Source organism: Ktedonobacter racemifer DSM 44963, assembly GCF_000178855.1.
Lineage (GTDB): Bacteria > Chloroflexota > Ktedonobacteria > Ktedonobacterales > Ktedonobacteraceae > Ktedonobacter > Ktedonobacter racemifer.
Genome location: NZ_ADVG01000002.1, coordinates 1,761,617 through 1,782,899 on the forward strand (window position 1 = coordinate 1,761,617; position 21,283 = coordinate 1,782,899).

General features: G+C 53.3%; 19 protein-coding genes, 2 tRNA genes and 1 pseudogene. 16 read left to right on the forward strand and 6 right to left on the reverse strand.

Annotation, left to right across the window (positions count from 1 at the left end; all coding sequences use genetic code 11):
- Positions 1 to 35: 35 nt before the first annotated feature.
- The 9 genes from KRAC_RS23900 (at position 36) to KRAC_RS23935 (ending at position 8,003) form a co-directional block, all read left to right on the forward strand.
- The gene (locus KRAC_RS23900; RefSeq protein ID WP_007911579.1) at positions 36 to 1,274 is read left to right on the forward strand and encodes a sensor histidine kinase; all 1,239 of its coding nucleotides are present in this window, start codon (positions 36 to 38) and stop codon (positions 1,272 to 1,274) included.
- 29 nt (positions 1,275 to 1,303) lie between these two features.
- Positions 1,304 to 1,909, forward strand: a complete 606-nt coding sequence (locus tag KRAC_RS23905; RefSeq protein WP_007911580.1) for a response regulator transcription factor — start codon at positions 1,304 to 1,306, stop codon at positions 1,907 to 1,909.
- Between the two features lie 107 nt (positions 1,910 to 2,016).
- Positions 2,017 to 2,733 carry an RNA polymerase sigma factor SigZ gene (gene sigZ, locus KRAC_RS23910; protein ID WP_007911581.1) on the forward strand — a complete coding sequence of 239 codons (717 nt, stop codon included), beginning with the start codon at positions 2,017 to 2,019 and terminating at the stop codon, positions 2,731 to 2,733.
- A complete protein-coding gene (gene arsM / locus KRAC_RS23915) occupies positions 2,711 to 3,658 on the forward strand; it encodes an arsenite methyltransferase (RefSeq protein WP_007911582.1) in 948 nt (315 codons plus the stop codon). The genes sigZ and arsM overlap by 23 nt, the downstream gene beginning before the upstream one ends.
- A gap of 236 nt (positions 3,659 to 3,894) precedes the next feature.
- Positions 3,895 to 4,173 carry a hypothetical protein gene (locus tag KRAC_RS23920; RefSeq protein ID WP_007911583.1) on the forward strand — a complete coding sequence of 93 codons (279 nt, stop codon included), beginning with the start codon at positions 3,895 to 3,897 and terminating at the stop codon, positions 4,171 to 4,173.
- A gap of 60 nt (positions 4,174 to 4,233) precedes the next feature.
- Positions 4,234 to 5,607 (forward strand): baseplate J/gp47 family protein, encoded by a 1,374-nt coding sequence (locus KRAC_RS23925; protein ID WP_007911584.1) that lies wholly within the window; start codon positions 4,234 to 4,236, stop codon positions 5,605 to 5,607.
- 21 nt (positions 5,608 to 5,628) lie between these two features.
- Positions 5,629 to 6,102: a hypothetical protein gene (locus tag KRAC_RS23930; protein ID WP_007911586.1), complete on the forward strand. Its 474-nt coding sequence runs from the start codon at positions 5,629 to 5,631 to the stop codon at positions 6,100 to 6,102.
- A 67-nt stretch (positions 6,103 to 6,169) separates the two neighbouring features.
- The gene (locus KRAC_RS71580) at positions 6,170 to 6,346 is read left to right on the forward strand and encodes a hypothetical protein (protein ID WP_157507000.1); all 177 of its coding nucleotides are present in this window, start codon (positions 6,170 to 6,172) and stop codon (positions 6,344 to 6,346) included.
- 76 nt (positions 6,347 to 6,422) lie between these two features.
- Entirely contained in the window at positions 6,423 to 8,003 is a 1,581-nt protein-coding gene (locus KRAC_RS23935; protein WP_157507003.1) for a recombinase family protein, read from the forward strand.
- Here the strand turns inward: KRAC_RS23935 and KRAC_RS71585 are convergent.
- The 3 genes from KRAC_RS71585 to KRAC_RS23950 form a co-directional block, all read right to left on the reverse strand.
- Positions 7,952 to 8,569, reverse strand: a complete 618-nt coding sequence (locus tag KRAC_RS71585) for a transposase (RefSeq protein WP_007905171.1) — start codon at positions 8,567 to 8,569, stop codon at positions 7,952 to 7,954. The genes KRAC_RS23935 and KRAC_RS71585 overlap by 52 nt on opposite strands.
- Positions 8,566 to 9,081 carry a helix-turn-helix domain-containing protein gene (locus KRAC_RS71590; RefSeq protein ID WP_007905169.1) on the reverse strand — a complete coding sequence of 172 codons (516 nt, stop codon included), beginning with the start codon at positions 9,079 to 9,081 and terminating at the stop codon, positions 8,566 to 8,568. The genes KRAC_RS71585 and KRAC_RS71590 overlap by 4 nt, the downstream gene beginning before the upstream one ends.
- Before the next feature lie 460 nt (positions 9,082 to 9,541).
- Positions 9,542 to 9,724 (reverse strand): metallophosphoesterase family protein, encoded by a 183-nt coding sequence (locus KRAC_RS23950; RefSeq protein WP_007911591.1) that lies wholly within the window; start codon positions 9,722 to 9,724, stop codon positions 9,542 to 9,544.
- 329 nt (positions 9,725 to 10,053) lie between these two features.
- Between KRAC_RS23950 and KRAC_RS23955 the strand changes: the two genes are divergently transcribed.
- Positions 10,054 to 10,764 (forward strand): metallophosphoesterase family protein, encoded by a 711-nt coding sequence (locus KRAC_RS23955; RefSeq protein WP_007911598.1) that lies wholly within the window; start codon positions 10,054 to 10,056, stop codon positions 10,762 to 10,764.
- A 167-nt stretch (positions 10,765 to 10,931) separates the two neighbouring features.
- On the opposite strand, the gene KRAC_RS71595 is transcribed toward KRAC_RS23955, so the two are convergent.
- Positions 10,932 to 11,099 carry a hypothetical protein gene (locus KRAC_RS71595; protein WP_007911600.1) on the reverse strand — a complete coding sequence of 56 codons (168 nt, stop codon included), beginning with the start codon at positions 11,097 to 11,099 and terminating at the stop codon, positions 10,932 to 10,934.
- An 853-nt stretch (positions 11,100 to 11,952) separates the two neighbouring features.
- A pseudogene (locus KRAC_RS66425) lies at positions 11,953 to 13,493 on the reverse strand (nuclease/transposase family protein).
- 78 nt (positions 13,494 to 13,571) lie between these two features.
- Between KRAC_RS66425 and KRAC_RS76235 the strand changes: the two are divergent.
- The 4 genes from KRAC_RS76235 to KRAC_RS62355 all read left to right on the forward strand — a co-directional run bounded on the left by KRAC_RS76235 (position 13,572) and on the right by KRAC_RS62355 (position 18,984).
- Positions 13,572 to 14,675 carry a hypothetical protein gene (locus tag KRAC_RS76235; protein ID WP_244422232.1) on the forward strand — a complete coding sequence of 368 codons (1,104 nt, stop codon included), beginning with the start codon at positions 13,572 to 13,574 and terminating at the stop codon, positions 14,673 to 14,675.
- Positions 14,676 to 14,929: 254 nt separating this feature from the next.
- Positions 14,930 to 15,982 carry an alcohol dehydrogenase catalytic domain-containing protein gene (locus tag KRAC_RS23980; RefSeq protein ID WP_007911602.1) on the forward strand — a complete coding sequence of 351 codons (1,053 nt, stop codon included), beginning with the start codon at positions 14,930 to 14,932 and terminating at the stop codon, positions 15,980 to 15,982.
- Positions 15,975 to 17,399: a dihydrolipoyl dehydrogenase gene (gene lpdA, locus KRAC_RS23985; RefSeq protein WP_007911604.1), complete on the forward strand. Its 1,425-nt coding sequence runs from the start codon at positions 15,975 to 15,977 to the stop codon at positions 17,397 to 17,399. The genes KRAC_RS23980 and lpdA overlap by 8 nt, the downstream gene beginning before the upstream one ends.
- Before the next feature lie 229 nt (positions 17,400 to 17,628).
- On the forward strand, positions 17,629 to 18,984 hold the full coding sequence (locus KRAC_RS62355) for a polysaccharide deacetylase family protein (RefSeq protein WP_007911605.1): 1,356 nt from the start codon (positions 17,629 to 17,631) through the stop codon (positions 18,982 to 18,984).
- Between the two features lie 150 nt (positions 18,985 to 19,134).
- Here the strand turns inward: KRAC_RS62355 and KRAC_RS23995 are convergent, their stop codons facing one another.
- Positions 19,135 to 20,508: a transposase gene (locus tag KRAC_RS23995; RefSeq protein ID WP_007909494.1), complete on the reverse strand. Its 1,374-nt coding sequence runs from the start codon at positions 20,506 to 20,508 to the stop codon at positions 19,135 to 19,137.
- Positions 20,509 to 20,699: 191 nt separating this feature from the next.
- Here KRAC_RS23995 and KRAC_RS24000 point away from each other — a divergent pair.
- Together KRAC_RS24000 and KRAC_RS24005 are read left to right on the forward strand one after the other, a co-directional pair.
- Positions 20,700 to 20,775 (forward strand) — tRNA-Ala (locus tag KRAC_RS24000).
- Between the two features lie 300 nt (positions 20,776 to 21,075).
- Positions 21,076 to 21,151: transfer RNA gene (locus tag KRAC_RS24005), tRNA-Ala, on the forward strand.
- Positions 21,152 to 21,283 lie beyond the last annotated feature (132 nt).

Here is a 21,283-nt window from a genome sequence, read left to right on the forward strand (position 1 = left end):
CGGTCCAGAGGTAAGAAACCAAGAGGAGAGGTCATATGCAGATCGGGCACGATCAAGACACAGCAGAGCAAGAAATCCAGGCGGCTTCTTCTGAGAGCACAGCTCACAATGAGGGAGTGATTGCTTCCAGTGGAGTCTCCTTCCGGTTATGGCGGCTCTATCAGCATGCCTGGCTGGTCTGTCTCGCCTTTCCTCTGGTCGAACTGTTGCAAAAACCGATCCCTTCCTGGCATCTGACGTTGGGGCTGCTGGCCCTGACTGGTTTTGCCGTCGGCTACACCTGGCTGATGTGGCCGCACCCGGCCACTCTGGGAGCATGGTTGCGCTCTCAATCACGCTTCTCGTGGCTGTTCTTTGGAACACTGAGCGCGCTGACACTCGTGTTCAGTTTGATCGATGGTCTGTCCTTTCTCTGGCTGTTCATTGGGCTGAGTGCTCTGGCTGGTATCCTGTTTCCTCAGCGCAGGGCGTTTGCTGTGATCGTCGTATTGACGCTTTCCGCACTCGTTCTTACCGTGACGATGAATGGGGGCATGGAGCGGATAGATTGGTGGTGGCTTATCGCCTTTCTGCTGCTAGTGCGAGGCATTGGCCTGGACATGATTGGCGTGGCTCGCATGGGGAGCGCCATTCGGGAACTGCATACCGCACGTCGAGAGCTGGCCCGCCTGGCAGTGATTGAAGAGCGCGAGCGCCTCGCCCGCGATTTGCATGACTTGTTGGGGCAAACCCTTTCCATGATCTCCCTCAAAAGCGAACTCGCCTCCTGCTTGATCGAGGAAGATCCTAAGCGCTGTGCCCAGGAACTCGCCGAGATCGAACACGTGTCACGAAAGACGCTGCGCGACGTGCGCGAGGCCGTGGCCGGATATCGGCAACCGGCGCTCGCAAGCGAGTTAGAGGGAGCCTGGCAACTGCTCGAAGCGGCGGGAATCACAGTACAAATGGAACCGCTCAAAGAACCACTTCCACCGACGCTGGATGCCGCACTCGCCTGGACGGTACGCGAAGGAGTGACCAATGTAATCCGCCACAGTCGCGCGCGGCAGTGCTACATTCGCCTGACTCATGAGAACGAAACGGTCGGAGCCGAGATTCTTAACGATGGCGGTGAGCGGGGGCCAGAAGAAAAGCTGTCTCGGAGAGGTCTGGGACTCGCAGGCTTGCGAGAACGCATTTCATTGCTGGGGGGACAACTAGAGGCTGGCTCTCTTCTGCTCCAAGGGAAAGAACACTTTCGCTTATACGTGGAACTGCCCTTTCCGAAGAGATGAGAAACAGCATCATTTCAGGAGGAACACGCATGATCCGAGTCCTGCTTGCAGAAGATCAGGCAATGGTGCGCGGAGCGCTTTCGGCTCTACTCAGCCGAGAAAAGGATATTGAGGTCGTTGCGGAAGTAGGGCGAGGTAATGAGGTCATGCGGACAGCTTTGGCCTTGCAACCGGATATTGCGCTTCTGGATATTGAAATGCCGGGTCTCGATGGGCTTGCCGCAGCTCAGGCATTACACGAAGTATTGCCCAGGTGCCGATGTGTGATCCTGACCACCTTTGGACGCAGCGGCTACTTGCGCCGGGCGATGGAGAGTGGAGTGGTGGGCTTTCTGCTCAAGGATGCACCAGCTTCGGAGTTAGCCATCGCGCTGCGGCGTGTGATGGCAGGCGAGCGAGTCGTTGATCCTGATCTAGCTCTGGCCGCCCTCTCCGAGGGGATGAATCCGCTGACACCTCGTGAACGTGAAGTGCTTGCCGCAACTCTTCCTGGGATCAGCCATGCCGAGATCGCCACACGTCTTGCTTTATCCGAGGGGACGGTACGCAATCATCTTTCCGCAGCGATGCAGAAATTGGAGGCACGCAATCGCATGGAGGCGGCGCGCCTGGCTGAGCAAAAAGGATGGTTGTGATCGCCCAGCTCTTCCGCTCTTGCTTTCTTAGGAACAGATCGTGCGTCCTTTTGGCTGCTGGTCCGTCTTTCCTTTCAAAACCAAAGAGCAGCCGAGAGGAACAAGCAATGGCTAGCATCACTGAGCAAGCATGGGAAGCGTTTCATACGCCTCTCCACCAGTTTATTCGCCGCCGCGTGGCAGATGAAGCCACCGCGGAGGATTTATTACAAGAAGTCTTTCTCAAGATCCATCAACAGGGAGCAAGCCTGAGAGACGCCCGACGGCTGGAGGGCTGGATCTATCAGATCACGCGCAATATCATTATCGACCATTATCGCAGCCACCACCAGACAATGACTCCCCTGGATGCGCAAGAGGTGCTTGATTTGGCAGAGGAGCTGCCCGATGATGATATTGTCAGCGAGCTGCTCCCCTGTGTCCGAGCAATGGTATTGGCTCTGCCTGAGCAGGACCGGCAGGCCTTAATTCTCACTGAGTATCAAGGTCTCACCCAGAAGGAGCTGGGAGAGTGCCTGGGCCTCTCGTTTTCTGGTGCCAAATCGCGGGTCCAGCGCGCACGAGAAAAACTCAAACAGGAACTGCTGGCCTGTTGCCACTTTGAGCTGGATCGTCGTAGACACATCCTAGACTATCAGCCACGCTGTGACTGCTGCGAGCAGTCGGCTTGCTGTGACGACACAAACGCAGGCGAGGGTCAACCGCTGCGTCCTTTTTTGCCGAACACCGTCTCTTCAGGTAAAGGAAAACGAGAGGGGCGCAATCCCCTTCTCGTGATCAGACAAGGAAAGGAATACACACATGAAGACAGTTCCCCAGAGTGATGAACAGTTGCGGCAAGAAGTCAGCGCCAGGTATGCGCGAACCGCCTTACAGGTACTTGGAACCCCGGCAGAGAGCGCATCATCCTGTTGTGGACCAAGTTGCTGTGGATCATCTGAAGAGACAGAGACACAACCAGCGCCGGAGGCTCAAACACCATCCTCCTGTTGTGCGTCAAGCTGCTGCTCCTCTGAGGCTGGCCAGGGCAATCCAATTACCTCTGACTTGTACACGCAGATGGAGTTAGGCGAGATCCCTGTTGCCGCAGCGCTAGCCTCCCTTGGGTGTGGCAACCCAACGGCGCTTGCTGAGCTGAAGCCTGGAGAGAAGGTCCTGGACCTGGGAAGTGGCGGAGGCATTGACGTGTTGCTTTCGGCCAAGAGGGTTGGACCAACAGGCTTTGCTTACGGCCTCGATATGACTGATGCCATGCTCGAACTTGCCGAGCGCAACAGGCAAGAAGCCGGGATAGAGAATGTCCAGTTTTTAAAAGGCATTATAGAGGCGATCCCGCTACCAGAGAATAGCGTTGATGTGGTCATCTCTAACTGTGTGATCAACCTCTCGGCTGACAAGGGGCAGGTGTTGCGGGAAGCCTATCGCGTTCTCACCCCTGGTGGGCGTTTTGCCGTCTCCGATATTGTTGTGCAGGGTGAATTGCCGCCTGCCATCCGTAGTGATATGGAGTCTTGGGCAGGGTGCGTCGCTGGGGCGCTTGAGGAAGACACCTATCGCTCGCTACTGCAAACGGTAGGGTTTGTTGAGATCGAGATTGAAGTCACACGGCGCTATTCGCTCGATGATATTGCATCGAGTGGGGCGAGTGCTTCTGTAGCGTCCCTTTCGCCTGAAGAACGAGCCAGCGTTGATGGCCGGTTCATCAGTGCCTTCGTCCGAGCACGCAAACCCGACAAACAGGAAGCGTAAGAGCACGCGCCTGGTGCGTTGAGATCCATGCAACAATGTTCCTCCTGTTGCATGGATCTTCTTGTTTATGTCTTTTCTCTTTCTATTTATTCCTTGGCAATAATGACGTTTCTCTAGCTTTGTTTAACCCTAGACTACGGTTAAGCATCTACATTTCCATAGAATATCTAATTTTAAGCACAAGTGCATAGACGAAAGCTTTGCTGCCCGTCACCTTTAGCGGAGAGGATGAATATGTGGTTATCGCATGTTCCGAGAGCATCACCGCGACCCTTGCCCTCGACTTTCAAACCACCTTCCAGGCCGAGCGCCCCATCCAAGCGGTTCTCGTCTCCTATGGGAAAGCCAACCCGTCAGGAGATGGCTATATTGTCATCCGATGGCGGGGAACCGTCCCACAGAGCTTCTTTGACCAGCTCGACGAGCACACCCAAGACATCGCCTACTACATGACCTTGAGTGCAGGACCGCTCGATACCTGTCGAGCGCCGTGGGATGGCACCATAAACGCCTAATGTCTCAGGGAAGAGTGACACCATAATGTACCTCTTCCCTTTCCTTTCGGAGGGAACCTCATGCAAGACAGACAGATACAAAATGACATTGACCAGCTCTTCCACGAACTCGATCAGCAGCAGAACCAGCATGCACACACCACGGACGATATCCCCCACATTGAAGCCAACCAGGAGTACGACCCCAATCGCCAGCAATGGAATGTAGAGATTCACATTTACCCACGAGCCGAGCCAGAGGAACCAACCAACGTGATTGAAAGCGTCCCCCCCATCGACCAGGAGCTACAACCAGGAGGAAGGGGACCGTTGCAGTGGATGAGACAGCACACCCGCCCCCTTGTGCTTCTCAGCGTCATCATATGCGTCTGTGCGCTTGTTGTAGGGTGTTTGCTGTATGTGTCTCCTTTCTGGACGCCGACCACCACCGTGACGCTGGTTCCTGTCTCACACACGCTAGAAACCCGCTTGATTGTGAGCATTGGAGGGAGCACTGACAAGACGCAGAGCCAGGTGCCAGGAAGGATACTTCCCGTCGTGACGATGAGCCAAGCGCGTACCATTCCCATCACCGGGAAAGCGCACCAGGACGCCCAGAGCGCACACGGATACATCACGTTCTACAATAACGCAACCTATGCCCAAACCATACCAGCAGGAACCTTGCTCACCGCAACCAACGGGGTGCAAGTGGTGACAGATCAGGATATCACTGTGAATGCTGTCAGTTATCCCACACTAGGACAGGCGAGCGTGAGCGCCCACGCAACCCAGGCAGGACCAGCAGGCAACCTGAAGGCAGGCGCGATCTATGGCCCCTGTTGTCGCGTCAATATCTCCGCAGTCAACGGAGCCTTTAGCGGAGGGCAGGAAGCACGCGACTACCAGACGGTGACGCAGCACGACATTGATATCGCAGGAGCGAGCCTGAAATCCAGCCTTGACCAGAGCACCACCGCAGCCCTCCAAACCCAGGTGCAAAGCACCGAGACACTTGTAACCCCGTTGCACTGCCAGCAGAAGATGAGCGCCGATCATCAGCCAGGAGAGGAAGCGGCAAGCGTGCATGTGACCCTCGACGAGACATGCACAGGCATGGTGTACCAGACGCAAGCCCTCCAAACCTTCATTACCCAGGCACTCACTACCCAGGCCAAGCAGCAACTAGGAGCAGGATACACACCAAGCGGAGACGTTCACATTACCACCACCGCACAGGGAACGACCACTATACAGGCGACAGGGACACAGACATGGGTGTATCAGTTCTCTCAGGCCGAGCAGGAGCACCTAAAGGCGAGCATTGCAGGCAAGAGCCAAGCCCAAGCCAAGAGCCTCCTATTAGCACGACCAGGAATACAGTCTGTTTCTTTATCCAATGACGCGCCCCTTCCAGACGTTGACCATATCCGCTTGTTGTTCCTTACCTACTAAGCAAAGAAAGGAAACCGCAGCATGGGAAAAGCCGCAGCGAAGACAGCCCCTACAATATCGCGGGCGGCTTGGCATCTCCACCTTGCCGCTCATATGGTACAGCCTGAAGGCCGAGACGAGCGAGGGCTATGCATTGATAACGCGCCGCAGGCACCGCTCGTCTCGCTCTGGCGAGTCTACCACATGGCGCAAGGTCGTACGCCACCCTTCGGGACGCCGCTAGCAGCATGTTCGCGGTTCGCACGTCTTGCCTCAACAGAGCAGACGGGGATGCTTGATGAACGCTCACGCGTTGCCCAACCCACCCGCCCTGCGTGCGCGCCCTGGGAACCCTGCACCCAGAACACGCACGCTAACGAATTTTTGCAGGAGAAAGCGAGCGAGAGCAGAAATGCAGTGATACATAATCCGTATGTAATGGCCTTCTCGTCCCGCATCAGAAGCCAAATTCTGGTACATAACGATTATGCACAAAATCGCGTTGCATTAAAATAATATCGTTACACTCATGGCACAATTGATACAAGTCATTCTAGTACCAAACTGGCAAGGAGTGTGGACGATGAACGAACAACAGGAAAAGATTTTCTATCGTCTCCTAATTGATTTGTTTATAGATAACCCAAGACGGAATCAGGAGCAACCACAAGGAAGGAAAGGAAAGAGCAATGAGAAAATTCATGCCAAAGAGGCAAAACGATCAAGAGCAGGTTCTTATCAAGCAACTTCGCACAAATAGACCATTGCTTGTGTATGCGAGACGTTCAGATCCATTAGCGAAGGACCAGCGAAGAGATCGTACACAAAGCAGAGAAATGCAAACACAGGATATGATTGTGTGGGGGCAGGAAAGCGGTTGGTCTCCTAAACTTATTCATCCATACTTTGCTGATCTTGGTCTGAGTGGTACTCTCAGACCAGATCAGCGCCCAGACATGCTACGGCTTTTTGAAGACTTAGACTCTGGAAAATTTGATGGTTCTACTATTGCTTGCTGGCAAGAAAGCCGCCCTTTTCGTGATGAAACGCACATCTACTACAATCAACTTATTGATAAGATGTTGCAGCATGATATTGTCCTGGTGGTTCTTTCACCTCGTCTTTACATTTATGACATGCGTGATCCTTTTGATAAAGAGCGTTTAAGAGAGAAATTTAAAGAAGCTGCTGACTTTATCCCCAAACATGTCAAAGGTTGGTTGTTACCTGCTAGAGAGAGAGCAGCATGGGAGTATGGCGAGTGGGCAGGCATTGGTGACTTACAAATTGGTTACATTGTCGACTTAGACGAAGATAGCCCAACCTTTAAGAAGCGTATTCCATACGCCGCACACGTTGATATTGTACGCCGTGAAATCTTTGAAGCATTTGCAGAAGTAGGCGGAGAAATAGGGCTGCTAAACAGAAGAATCGCTCTATCTCCCGTTATTTTTCCTTTTTTTGAACCACACATAGACCGTCGCATTGTGAACAAGTTTAATAAGTGGAGTACTTGTTCTAATGGTTATATTCTTCAGCACGGAAATACTATAAGGTCAATACTTACCAATCCTGTCTATATAGGCTACCAGTCGGTAAATGGGGTTATCAGGCGCGATAGGCAGGGCAATATGATAACTAGCCATGAAGCGATTGTAGACCCTGAGCTTTTCTTCTTCGCATACTACCGCTTGTCAAAATATGACCTCGATGGAACATTATTAGAGGGAAGGGAGGTAAAACGGTATTTCTACAGAGGCGATCAGGCAACATACGGCCTATGCAAATATCGTATACGATGGAGTAATGGGCCTGTTCGTACGGAAGCACACGGTGAGTATGATGGTGATACACCTGTTGATCGACCAATATACATACTTGCCCCAGAAACGTTTAAACTAGGCTCAAAGAATTATATGTGCCTACCTTGCGAGGAAGTAGACGCAGAAATTGTAAATCGACTCATGTATCATGTTCAAGAACTGAGCAAAGAGCAAAAAGAAACCAGTGAGTACGAAAAACAAGCTCAGGTAATACGTGAGGGACGCAAGAAGAAAATCAAACAAATAGAGCAGTCACTTGTAGATATTGAAGTTAAACAGACAAAACTTGCAAATGCTCTAAGCACAGTCAAAGACGACAATAACCCAAGCGTCGATTCCAAACAAGCGAGCACACAATTACAAGATGACTCAAATGTTGATCCGAAACAAGTGAGCACACGATTACAAGAGTTAATTATTGAACAAATGAGAAACCTTGAACGAGAGCGTCTCTTGCTCATGAAAGATAAGCAAAGGTTAGAGGAAGAGGCGGAGAACGATATAGGCTCTCTTGAGGAAGAACTACAAGACCTAGTGCAAGATTACGAAACCTTTTCGGGAAGAGATAAATGTGGCTCATATGCACACCCATAATAGGCACAGACTCGCTCAGCGAGGTGGTGAGCCGAAAGCAACCCATTGGTTTCGGCCACATTGCGTTTGCCATGCACCCACTTGGGCTCAATTGGATTGAGCCAGGGACTTTTGGTGGGCAGTTGGAAAGGCAAAATCCGTACCCCTTCGTCCGTTTGTTTGACAGCGAGGTTGTGTTTTCTGATCCAGGTGCGCACCATCTTACTCACATGCCAGGAGGCGTTGTCCCAGATGAGGAGCCACTGACGTTTGCCTTGTGCGGCCAATTGCTGACAACACCAGTCCAGAAACTGGATGGTGATCTCACTCACCGGGCGTCCTGTGACAAAACGAAGCCACATCTGCTCTCGCACGGGTTCCTCCGTGGTTCCGTTTTGCCAGAGGACACCATAGCAAGCCAATGCTTTTGGGTCAGGGTCATTCTTTTGCCAGGATTGCTCAACCAAACGGACTGGGTACTCTGGATCTTGCCAGGTGTGAAGGCGTGGAAGAGCAAATCGGCTCCACCAGACCTCGTCGAGGAAGCCAATGGCCCAATCAGAGCGGGGTTGAGCGTACGCGATCAAGCGGTCACGAGCCTTTTTTTTCGTGCATACTGCGGATCGGGGCTGGTAATCCAGTGCTTGGCTCGTTTCCAACTGACGCCCAAGCGCTTGAGCGCGCGGCGGACACTGGCAGCAGTGGTCGGGGCAGCTACGAGTCCTTGTGACAAGCAGATTTGCGCCACCAGTGGGAGAGACCAGAGATTGCGCTCGATACCAAAATCGCGCGGGCTGCGATGGAGCAGATCGCGCAAGGCTGGCAGATTCTCGTCGGCAATGCTGGTGCGTAGCCGATGAGGGCGACAGGACTCCTTCTTGAGCACGTCGAGCCCCTGCTCGTTGAAGTCTTTGATCACATTGCGCACTGTCTGGTCGTCGCAGCCCAGCTGCCGCGCAATGGCGATGGCTCGCTCTCCACGGGCTGAAGCCAGAAGGATCTGGCAACGGCGTAGCACAAAGGCTGAGCCGGAGCGTAAGTGAGCCTCGATATGGGCTCGCTCGGATTCGGTGAGTGGTCGAATGAAAATGGGTTGCATACCTTCTCATATCGGCTACTTTCCTACTTTCTTTTGGACGATTGCACTAGAAGCTCTATGGCCTAAGTATCGTTTCTCAAAACGACAATCCCTCATTAACTTTGTAGCGCGAGAAGTTGTAATAGATATCATGTCCACTCATTGGGTACGAATACGAGTAACTTGGTTACATGAAGGTTGGGGAACAGAAGAATTATACTATGCCCGGCAGAGGGGCAAACAAGGCGACTGGACACCAGAGGAAGAAGCAATTGTAAGAGCAAATTGGGCTACTGCAACAAAGGCTCAACTGATGACGTTGCTACCTGATAGAGCATGGAGAAGCATACAAATGCGAGGGCATTTAGCAGGCATAAAAAGGAAAATAGGTCCCAGGCCCCTAGAGAAAAGGAGCTAATAGTCGGGAACGGAAACATAATTATTGCTGAGGGTAGAGATTGCTCCTACTCAGATCTAGTTTTTATGCATAAAATGAATGTGCCTCAATCATCCCAACGTATTGAATGGTGCAGACTATCAGGGTCGAGAGATCGCCCGCATGAATGATCTGTTCAACACCCGCAAAAAGCGTCCAGACAGCAGCGGGAATTTTCTTATGCGGAGGCATATGTGTGTCGGAGATAACGCCAATACGATGAATCATGCTACCAGTCCTCGCTTCTTCTCTCAAAGAACTGCTCAACTCTTGTTTTTAATTATAGCGCAACCGGTCCCGCCTCGGCTTGCGCAGCAAGCCATTAGGGGTAAGGGGTGTGTACATGGAAAACGGGCTAAGCCCGTTTTCCATGTACACACCCCTTACCCTTGAGCGCCGTAGGCGCGAAAACTTATCCTGGGAACAAAGCCCTGAGGATTTCCCACAATATTCTTCTCGCATTCCCACAACTGTGGGATATAATGTCTGATAGTAGCTCGACGTAGTTAAACTCATGGATAGAGAAACCAGCACAGAAAAATGGAATCGTAATAGCTATGCGTATAGCAATTATCTCAGATATACACGGCAACCAGGTCGCACTAGAGACCGTCTTACAGGACCTGGATAGCCAGCCGCCGGTTGACCAGATTATTATCGCAGGCGATCTCTGCCTCAATGGGCCGCGCCCTAAAGAGGTGCTGGATATCGTGCAAGGTCTCCACTGCCCCATTATTCAGGGCAACGTGGATAAAGAGGTCGTTGACGACAACGGGGTAAGCGGCCCCAAGAAACGCAATATCATCACCTGGACGCGTGAGCAGATCGGTCGTGAGGGAATCGACTACCTGGCCAGGCTGCCCTTCTCACACCACATCCACAATCCTGATGGAAGCGATATTCTTGTTGTACATGCCAACCCGCAGAATATCGAACAGGCCATTTTTCCCAACGCTCAGGATGAGGAGCTTACTGAACTTTTAGCGAGCGTTGAGCAGAACGTGGGGGCGCTTGTCTTTGGACACCTCCACATTCCCTATACCCGTCGCTGGCACTCACTCCTCCTCTTCGATGTAGGCAGTTGTGGGCTGCCACGCGATGAAGATGTTCGCGCCTCCTATGGCATTCTTAACTGGCGCAATGGGACATGGGAACCCGAGATCAGACGTGTCGAATACAGTCTGGATAAGGTCCTCAAACAGTTGAAAAAGTGCGGCATTCCTCATTCTGATAAGCGCGCCAAAATCCTGAGCAACGCTCGCTACTAAACAGTAAAAGAGAAGCCTGCCCCCTATGTCTTTTACATAAATAGAGAGGCAGGCACTTTCATATATATACTATAGTTAGTTTTTGAGAATATAAGTGAGAGATGCGGCCATCGCGCTATGTAGCAAGGATACATACAGATCGCGAAATGCATGAGCCAGGTAAGCAATTACGCACAAAAAGATCCAAAATCATTCAGTGCGGGCAAGGCTGACTGCTCAGTAAGCGTGATATCCTCTTCCCTACAAACATCCTCACCCAGGTAACTGGCAGCATCACCGATATCTACCAGCTCCAGGTCCTCAATAATTGCACGCAATTCCCCTGTAGTTGTCATAGGTTTGTCCTTTTGTCTATCGATATACCACTATTGAGTCAAACATGTGTACTCATAAATCTGTCCTGCACACGCAGTGAAGCGCACTGACGACCAGGGAGATCGCCACAAAACCTCTTCCGTTCCCTAGTGTAATCAAGACAAGTCTATGAAATAGAGTAGTTATGTATGTCTCTTACTTATAGATACGATTCTTACCATACATTATCACGACTCGGTATCTCTGTTAGGCCAAAAAGGCCATCCGTTCCTCCTTTCCTCAGAGCATACAGGTCTTTTACCGGGTACGCCCTCGCGGGATGGCTCATGACCGCGGAGTCTTCTTAAAAGCGCCAGGAGCATCAACGCAGGATACGTGAGTTGACCAGCGCGACTAAAAGCGCACACATACATTCCTGATCGCTTGTCATCACACGGCTATTTCCGCGCCCTGGTAGCTATCTTGTACTATCCGTCCCTCGAATTGCCCTTACAGAGAGGCCAGATCAAGACCCGGTACAGGCTGACGCCAATGCCGAGCCTGTCGTTACTCATTCCCAGCCGTTGGGGATTTCTGGCGACAAGGGATTTCATCCTGACATGATCGCGCCCCAACCGCTCACTTACCCACAGATACCGGGCCGCGTGGGCGAGCAGTCACGTCTCCCAATCTAGTACCCAGAGCGCACCAGTGGCAAAGGCGAGGACAACGGACAAACTCGATGAGAAGTTGCTTCTGTTCCAGGCAAGCGCTTCGACAAGTTCAATACCCAACGCTGTCACGCCATCTCAGGCAACACCGGGAATTGTGCGCATTCCATCAGACCCGCCTCCTGAAACCTCCCCGGCATGAATGCGCGGGGGTTCCTGTTGCTCACCCACCGTTTCCTTGCTCACCTGACGGAGAACAAGGCTCTTGGTGGGGATAAGCAGGACTTTCGAGCCGACGCGCTCCGGCACGGACAGCTTTCCCAGAAGCCAGCAAGCCCATGCTTCGGGGCAGCACTTGCCCCTCATTCGCACGTTGTTGCAGCCCCTCCATCACGGCTCGCAGGCGCGGCTCCGCACCTTCCCAGACGTGCTGGGTGACAGAGGGGATGGTGTGTTCCGGTTCCAGGTGGGCCAGCAAAAAGGCCGAGTACAAATCGCGTTGCACCCGCCCTAAGCCGCAAGGGCAGTGGTGCCAGCGTTGTGATCTCGGTTTCTTCACATACCGCCCACAGTGATGGCAATACTGACTCAGTTTGGTCTTGAAAGCAGAGACTTCGCCCAGGGTGCCGCCAGTTTTTGCAACTATGCGGGCCAAATGCGCTAGAAACAGCCCTGGGGCGCGAAGTCCGATACTCTTGCCATACTGCTTCTGCCATCCTTTGAACGAGGTTTTTTCGATGGTGATGGTATTACCCACCTGGGCAATGCGATGCGCGAGGTTGCCATGGAGACTTTTGCGGTGCGCGGCGAGTCTGATCTCCAGGTTGGCATGCTGTCTCCTGGTTGCTTGATACCTCTTGCTCTCTTTCCAGGGCAAGCGTGTTTTGCCCTGTTTCTTGATGCGTCCCATCTCGTCGTAGTTTCCTGGATTGTTTGCACGGCGCTGTCGTTCCATCCTGCGTTGCAAGCGCCGCTTTTGTTGAGCATCAGGAACCAGCCCCTCACAGAACGCCACAAGATCGGCGTCGCCATCGCGCGGGACAATCGCCAGCGTGGAGGGGCCAATATCCAAACCAATCGTATCGGTTCTTCCCTCCATGTGCTTGGGCTTGACGAACGCATGACCCTCTCGCGACCAGTTGCACGACATAGCGGTTGCCGTCATGGTCAGCGCCCTGTGCTCGTGGAGAGGAGGCTTTGCGGCGGACCAGGCGCACATACTTGATGGGGTGGTGCAGACCATGCTGGACAACAGGATCACGCCAGTCGATGATCGCCGGGATCACTTCTGTATTCCAGAGGAGAAAGCCTCCATCGCCCACACCTGGGTCAAGGAGAAAGCGCAGGCCAACATCGTTGCGCTTGCCCTCGACGCTATCGATGCCGCGCCCTTGACTGCGAAAGCGGACTCGTTTGGCTTTGCCCACACAGACGCTACTCTACCGCGTGATACGCCCGGCTTGCCAGTGTTTGGGCCATGGTACTGTCAATGTGATCAGCGATCAAGGAGGCACGAGCACGTTTCGCGTACTCATGCAGGGCGTACTCCGAAAAGTGATGCTTTGTGCGCACATGAGAAAACGCCTGAGTTCGTTCTTGCCTGTGAGTACGAGGAATGGCACAGGCTTTGCTCCAGGCAGGATCGTTACGCATCCGCCTGAGTCGCTTGTTGGCTTCTCCAAGCAGTGCGTTATACAGCTGCCGAGCAGCCTCCAAGTGAGCGCGCAAGCGCTGCTCCTGGCTCCAGTCCACGCGCAGGGGCACTTCGAGGAGAAATGTTGGGGTCGCGGGCTCGCTTCATGGGGTGCTCAGCCTCTCTCTGTCTTTTTGCATGGGGTGCACATGCAAAAGCTCACGTCCCCTGCCATCTGCGCAAAACGATCGCATCCCGACCCGATCAGCACCGTTTTCGCCGCATCGTCCAGTCTCGCGTTCCCACAGGGGGAAGACGAGGTTCTCTCGTCCGACTCACCCCCGCATCAGTCCCGTTGCTGGGAATGTCGGCCACCGACGAGAGCGCGGTGCCGATCACGGCAAGCTAGAACAAGTGTGCTACAACCAGCGGCTCCTGTCAAGTTTGGAGAAACCATCCTCGATTGCTCCCCCACCTCCCCCCCAAACAAGGAACGGCTTTTCATCCCCCGGATGGAATCGCGGGGGCTTTCAAGCCCGACTTTTTGTAAAAGCTCCGGCTCAAGCAAGAGACGCTATTCTGTCCAGATTATCGTCTGCCTGGTGTTGCTTGGCATCGCTGGCATTTCCTGGCTGCTCCAGCAAGTGAATCTCATGCCCCCTCTGCCCGCGCAGGAGGCGCAACAACAGACTACTTCTGCCGCAACGCCTATCGGCACGTCTGGCATCCAGATCACACCGATTCAAACATCGACAGCAGCCCATCGTCCCACGAAGACACCTACTAAAGTAAAGCCCACGCAACCAGCCGTTGTTCCGACGACGCCTCCTACGCAGGTCGCGAAGCCTCCGGTCACCTCAACTGGTATTATTTCCTTTGAGGATGGTGGGCAGGATGGTTGGGTACATAGCGATCCAGATGGAACCGTTTCGGCGCTCAAGAATCTTTCAACCAGCAGCGCGAAAGATGGCAGCCATGTTTTGATGGTGTCATACAACTCCGACAATAACCAGAGCTATCCTACCTTTGAGACTGGTCAACTGCCGAAGACCCTCAATGCCGGGCAGACCGTGAGGACCTATATTCTCAAGACGCAGGGCAGCAATGTGGAAGCCAGTCTCTATATCGCTGACCAGAATGATACATGGTATAAGTCTATGGCGAATAGCGATATTGTCCTGGTCAACAACGCTCAGACATGGTATTCCGTATCTTTTACTGTGCCCTCAAATATACAAGGCCCCGCCACCAAGGTTGGCATTATCCTCTTAGGTTACAATGCCGTGGTCTATATCGACGCCTATAGCTGGTAAGTTGCCTCGGCCCGCCGTGCGGGCCTGCTGGGTAAGGTATGTGCATGGGAAACGGGTGGAGCCCGTTTCCCATGCACATACCTTTACACTAACACACTCTAAAGTAAGGGCGTAAGCAGTAAACGAGACTGGCGCTAGAGGAGAATGGGGATGCCCTACGCGTTGACCTGCCGCCATACCTCCAGGCGCGTAAACGTGGTATACTGACAGGGAACTATTCTCTCACAGAAGGGGCCGGTCAACCGGGAATCGATGTGAAAGCAGTTATTTACCACGCCCATGATCACATTGCAATTGAGCAACTACCCGTGCCAGCTATTAATGATCACGAACTTCTTGTACGTGTACATGGCTGTGGCCTGTGCGGTTCTGACATCCTCAAAATCACGCGCCAGGCACCTGCCCCCGTTATTCTTGGACACGAGCTGGTTGGGACAATCATTGCGCAAGGGCGTGCCGTCGATACCTTTCACGTTGGAGAACGCGTCGTCGTAGCGCATCATGTGCCGTGTGGTGAGTGTCACTACTGTCGCAGGGGAAACGTTTCGATGTGCGCGTCATTTAAGACATCCAACATCGATCCCTGTGGCCTGGCGGAATACATTCGTGTGCCCGCACCACATGTGCAGCAGGCAACGCTTGTCCTTCCCTCAACCCTCAGTGATGAAGAGGGGTCCTTTACGGAACCTCTCGCTTGCTGCGTGCGCGCGGTACGCAGGACACCTCTGCACGATGGAGACACCCTGCTTGTCATGGGACTGGGTTCCATTGGCTTACTCATGCTCCAGGCCATCAAGGCTCTGAGCAAGCGTGCAGGCTTGAATTGCCAGGTGTATGGCGTTGACCTGCTTGACGAGCGCTTGCAGCTTGCGCGCACATTGGGCGCTGACGAGGTCTTTCACGCCCCTTCTGAGCCAGAGGGTCTACATACTCTGCTCTCGCCCCTGACCGCGGGAAGAGGTGCAGATGCTGTGCTCCTCACTGTGCCTGGGATGCAGCCATTCCAGCAGGGGCTTGCCAGTCTGCGTGCAGGCGGAGCGCTGCATATCTTTGCCGCCCATGCAGACACCGTTCCCTTTGCGCCAGAGCTGGTCTATCAACGCGAGCTTACCCTACTGAGCACCTATTCTTCTTCACCTGAAGATCTACGCATTGCGCTCGATCTTCTGAACACACGCGAGGTGCGTGTTGCCAAAATTATTAGTCATCGCCTCCCTCTGGAGCGCTTTCATGAAGGTCTTCGGTTGATGCAACAACGCTCAGCATTAAAGATATTCTTTCAAATAGCAGGAGAAACCAATGTCTAATAAACACTATGATGTAGCGGTGATTGGTGCAGGACCTGGTGGCTACGTTGCCGCCATCCGCGCCGCACAACTCGGCGCGAAAGTAGCCATCGTGGAGAAGCAATATATGGGTGGCACCTGCCTAAATGTAGGCTGTATCCCCTCCAAGGCCATGCTCCACGTGGCCGAGGTGCTCCATAGCATGGAGAGCGTCAGCGACCTGGGTATCGAACTGGGGCAGGCCCCTACCTTTCATATGCCCAAGGCCGTCGCCTTCAAAGATAAAGTCGTCAAACGCATGACTAGCGGCGTCGGCAGTTTAATGAAAGCCAATAATATCGATGTCTATGATGGCCTGGGCGTTATCGATGCCTCACGCCGGGTCTCAGTTCAGAGGGGTGATGGCTCACACGAGGAGTTTCAGGCCGAGAAAATCATTCTTGCCACTGGCTCCGTTCCCCTTATGCCTCCTATGCCCGGCATCGACGGACGTAACGTCATCAATAGCGATACCTGCTGGAATCTATCGGCCGTCCCCGAGAGCGTGATCTGCGTTGGTGGTGGCGTGATCGGCATTGAGCTGGCCTGTATGTTCAACGCCATCGGCAGCAAAGTGACCATTCTTGAGATGCTTCCCAATGTGCTGGCTCCGGTCGACGAAGAGGTACGTCGCCTCCTCGTTCGCATTCTGAGCAAGCGTGGCATCAATATCGTGACCAAGGCCAAAGTCGAGAGCATCGAAGACGATGGCAAGTTGAAGCAGGTCAAAACCACCAGCGACCAGGGCGAGCAGACCTTTAGCGGCGAGTATGTCTTGATGGCTGTAAGCCGCCGCACCAGCACTGGCGGTCTTGAGCATCTGATCGAGCAAGGCCTGGACATGGATCGTGGTCGTGTACGCGTCAACGAGAAGATGGAGACCAACCTGCCTGGCATCTATGCCATTGGCGACCTGACCAAGGGCGCGGGCCTGGCGCATGTAGCCTCAGCCGAGGGCGAGACCGCCGCCGGCAACGCCATGGGACACGATTCTAGCATGAACTACGATGTCGTCCCCAATCCCATATACACCTTCCCTGAGATCGCCTTTGTCGGCCTGACCGAGGCTGAGGCGAAGGAGAAAGATCCCGAGGCACGTGTCGAGCGCTTCCCATGGGTCGCGATTGGCAAGGCCGTCGCGATTGGCGAGACCGATGGCTTTACCAAGGTCATTCGCGGCAAGTACGGCGAGATTCTGGGAGCGCACATCATCGGCCCCGACGCCACTAACCTCATCAGCGAGTTCTCTATAGCGATGCGCGGCGAGCTCACCGTTGATGAGATCATCGAGACCATTCACCCCCATCCAACGCTGAGCGAAGGTATTCGCGAGGCCGTCCTGGCCGTGGAGGGACGTCCCATTCACATCGGTCCCAAACAGCCCGCGCGCGCGCGCTAGCTGACAAAGCCTGCGTTCCCAAAGCCAACTTATCAAGCGATGGCATCCATTTGATGGATGCCACCGCTTTTTCGCGTTCCACACCTCATCCATTTGTCCTATCTCCATCATCTTTAATACAGAGTTAATTTTCTCGATATACGCTACCAGAAAGCTACTATACTGGTTTTAGGTAAGGAAGAAGGGCTTCCTTCCTCATAGGTTCCAAAGAAAGTAGTCAGTCTTTCCTATGTACAGTACACTCGATACAGGTAGAAACAAACGCCTCATTGTAGCCTGGATGCTGGTGGCGTTGTCTGTGACACTCTTCCTGACCTCGTCGGGACTCTGGATCTATAACGCCTACTTCCAGAGCAGCGCGCCCCCTCCCACACCAAAGGTTCTCCATAAGCCAGGTGTATCACCGACACGTACACCCGTAGCCAGCAAGACCGCGGGACTGTACCTGCAAAAATTCTTGCAGCACGATTATACAGGCATGTGGAGCCTGCTGCATCCCCAGGTCCAGACCACCTGGCCCGATCAGAACACTTACGCGCAGTACTGGCAGAAACGCTTCCAGGGCTACACCATCGCGGGCTACACGCTGGGACAGGCGAGCACCCTCTCCTCATGGGTAAATCCTGAAACGATGCAGGAATACAAAGATGTGGCCATGGTTCCCGTTACGCTCCAGATCAAGCCAACGGCAGAGACACAGCAAGAAGCGCAGAAACTCAACACTGTCGATCCCGATATCCTTCACCCAGAGACACTATATAGCAGTATTCCCATGTATCTCTCGCGCGTCGATGCAACTCACTGGCAGGTGCTCAACGGCGGCCCGGTGGACCTTGAGGCCCCGATTCTCCCCCCTTTACATCCAATCTCTCACGATGTCAAGGTGCCTATTATGATGTACCACCATATTTCGGACGCTCCCACCCGGACCATCCTGGAGAAGAGCCTGACCGTGCCAACAAAAATGCTAAGCGCACATCTGGCCTATCTCAAGTCACGCAAGGCTCATAGTATTACCTTTAATCAGCTCTTCGATGCCCTATATTATAACGGTCCGCTACCATCCAATCCCGTGATCCTGACCTTTGATGATGGCTACGATGACGCCTACACCAATGCCTACCGGCTTCTCCGCCAGAATGGCTTTAGCGGGATGTTTTATATTATCACCGGCAAGGTAGGCTGGAAGGGTCAGGCAAGCTGGAATCAACTCCAGGAGATGCTCCTTGGCGGGATGCAAATTGGCTCGCATACCATCAATCATGTGGATATCGGCAATACCTACCTGGCCTCGCATGCCCAGGCACAGAAAGAATTGCAAGACTCACGCACAAGCCTGCAACAACATCTCCATATTCCCATCCAGCAGTTCTGTTATCCCTCGGGGGAACCATTTCGCCATGGGAGCCTGGCTCTTCGCGCAGCTATCGTCACCCTGTTGACCTCTCTTGGATACGTCGGCTCAACCACCGATCCCGGCGAAACAGGTATATTCCAAAATAGCCTGACCCCCCAGATCCTCCTGCGCATCCGCGTCGATGGTCGCAGCGATCTCGGAACCTTCCAGGCCAGTATCCCCTGGTGATTTTGTGTAAAAGAAGAGGGAGTGGCGTGATCCTCCAGCTCAGCTGGAGGATCACGCCACTCCCTCTTCTTTTACTTCGAGTTGGCATCTGCAGGCGCAATAAGTCAGCAAGCATGCAAGCAAATTTCCCCCAATCTAGCCTTAGTCTACCTAAGTTTCGCCCAAAATAACAACAATCTGGAAGGGAGCAAGCAGCTCCTGCAAGGGATAGAGGAGTGAGTGAGCCAGGGGAGCGTCCTGATTGAGCTCGATCTCAACCACCTGATGCAACGCATTGAAACGGAGCAAACCGCTGACATGAAAGACATCACGCACCATACGCAAGATGCCATAACGATGGATTTTTGGGCTGTTCAGCCAGCGACGTGCCCAGACCACCACGTTGTGAGCCAGTGAGCCGAGCAGCGCCAGCATGTACTGCGCCTCAAAGCGCTTCTTATTGCGTTTCGTCAGTCCCAATCCCTGTTTATCACCCTTGAAGGAGGTTTCGATGCCTCCACCACGCTGATCATAAAAGGTCACATAGGCCAAGAGCACCGCCGTGGGATCAGCCGCTTGCGATGCCTCCCATCCCAGAAGGGGAAGAACCTGCTCAATCGAGAGCGAACACATCAGAATGCCATAAGCAAATGTGCCATCTCTTCTGCGACAGCGTACCGCAATACGTCGCATGGGACGGACGTAGCCAGCGGCTTCCTCGCTCACCCAGCCAAAGGAACGTTCCGACCAGGTGGGGTCCTGGACCCATTCCTTGACCGTTTGAGACAGTCGCGTGATACGTCGTCCCGAGTATTCTTTCGCCATGACCTCGTAGCCTCGGGAGAGCAGCCAATTGAGGTCGTCCTCGGTTCCCGCACCTGCATCGACACGGATAATGGTCCGTCTGCGTTTGGCATCGTCCAATTGCAAGGTCGTCTCAGCAGTCTCTACCAGCGGTTGCAGAGCCTTGATCAGTTGGACATTGCCTGCAAAAAGCTGATCGACCACGACTTCTTCATACTGGGTCGCCAGCACACGACCCAATTGCCGCCCTCGGCGATGATAGAGTCCTGCAAAATAGCCGCGCGTGGCAAACGCCGCTTTTGGTCCACAAGGCATGCCCGTCAGGTCCACGTCCAAGAGTTGAAAAGCGGCCTGATAGTCATGATGAAAGCCTTGGCTCTGAGCGCGGTAGATCTCATCGAGCGCCTGATGCAACTGAAGGACATTTTCCTCAGCACAGGCAGAAAGCGTCTCTTGCACCACCGACTGCTCAGCACAAGAGGTTCGACCGAAGGCTCGTTGCAAGCCCGGATCGGCTCGCAGCCGACTGTTGATTTCTACCAGTCCATGGGCTCCAGCCAACAGACTGATAAACGCATCCATCAGCTTGTCGAGAGGCGTATGCTTGATGGTTTTCTGCCTGATCTGCACTCTCTTGCGGATCGGGCTCAAGACATCCAATTGCTGCAATTTGGCTCCTATGGCGGCCAGGATGGCGCATCCAGTGAAATGGTTCGTTGTTGTTGTGATAGACTCGTTCATGGTGATACTCCTTTTTCTAATGAAAGCTCCTTTGTTCCTTCATTAGCTATGGAGTATCGCTCTGCTTTTTGCAAGCTCTGCACTGGCTCGCTGGACTGTCGTCAATTTGGGCGAAACTTAGGTAGTCTAAAAAATTGTCTATAAAAAGGGTTTACAAGATGAGTACAGTATGATATTATCTAAACCGTCAAGGGGATGTAGCTCATCTGGTAGAGCGCGACAATCGCACTGTCGAGGTAAGGGGTTCGAGTCCCCTCATCTCCACCAAAGCACTTCTCGGCATATACCGAAAGTACAATAGCTTCTTACAAAGGCCTTGCCAATCGCAAAAGTTTGTGGTATAGTAAGCACTGCCAATACGACAGCGATGAGCAGGAGTAGTAGGTCGTTTGAGTACAGAGAGTAGCCGGGTGGTGTGAGGCTATACATCAGACTGAACTCGCCTGTGAGCTACAAGTGTCAAATGGTGCACTGGTAAATAATTACCAGGCAAGCTGAGAGCACTTGTCGGGACGCCCGATATAGCGTATAATGAGAGTAAGTCAGAGACAAGCCGTTTCTTTACCTGGGCCTGTAGCGCAGCTGGTAGAGCGTCTCCATGGCATGGAGAAGGTCAGGAGTTCGAGTCTCCTCAGGTCCACCAGTTTTACCCCTTGTCTTGATTGAAAAGCAGGGTGGTACCACGGAAACAACCTTTCGTCCCTTGGATGAAAGGTTTTTTTGTTGCACTTTTCGCTCGCACTGATACTAATTTATTCCCGCTGCATGGCATCCT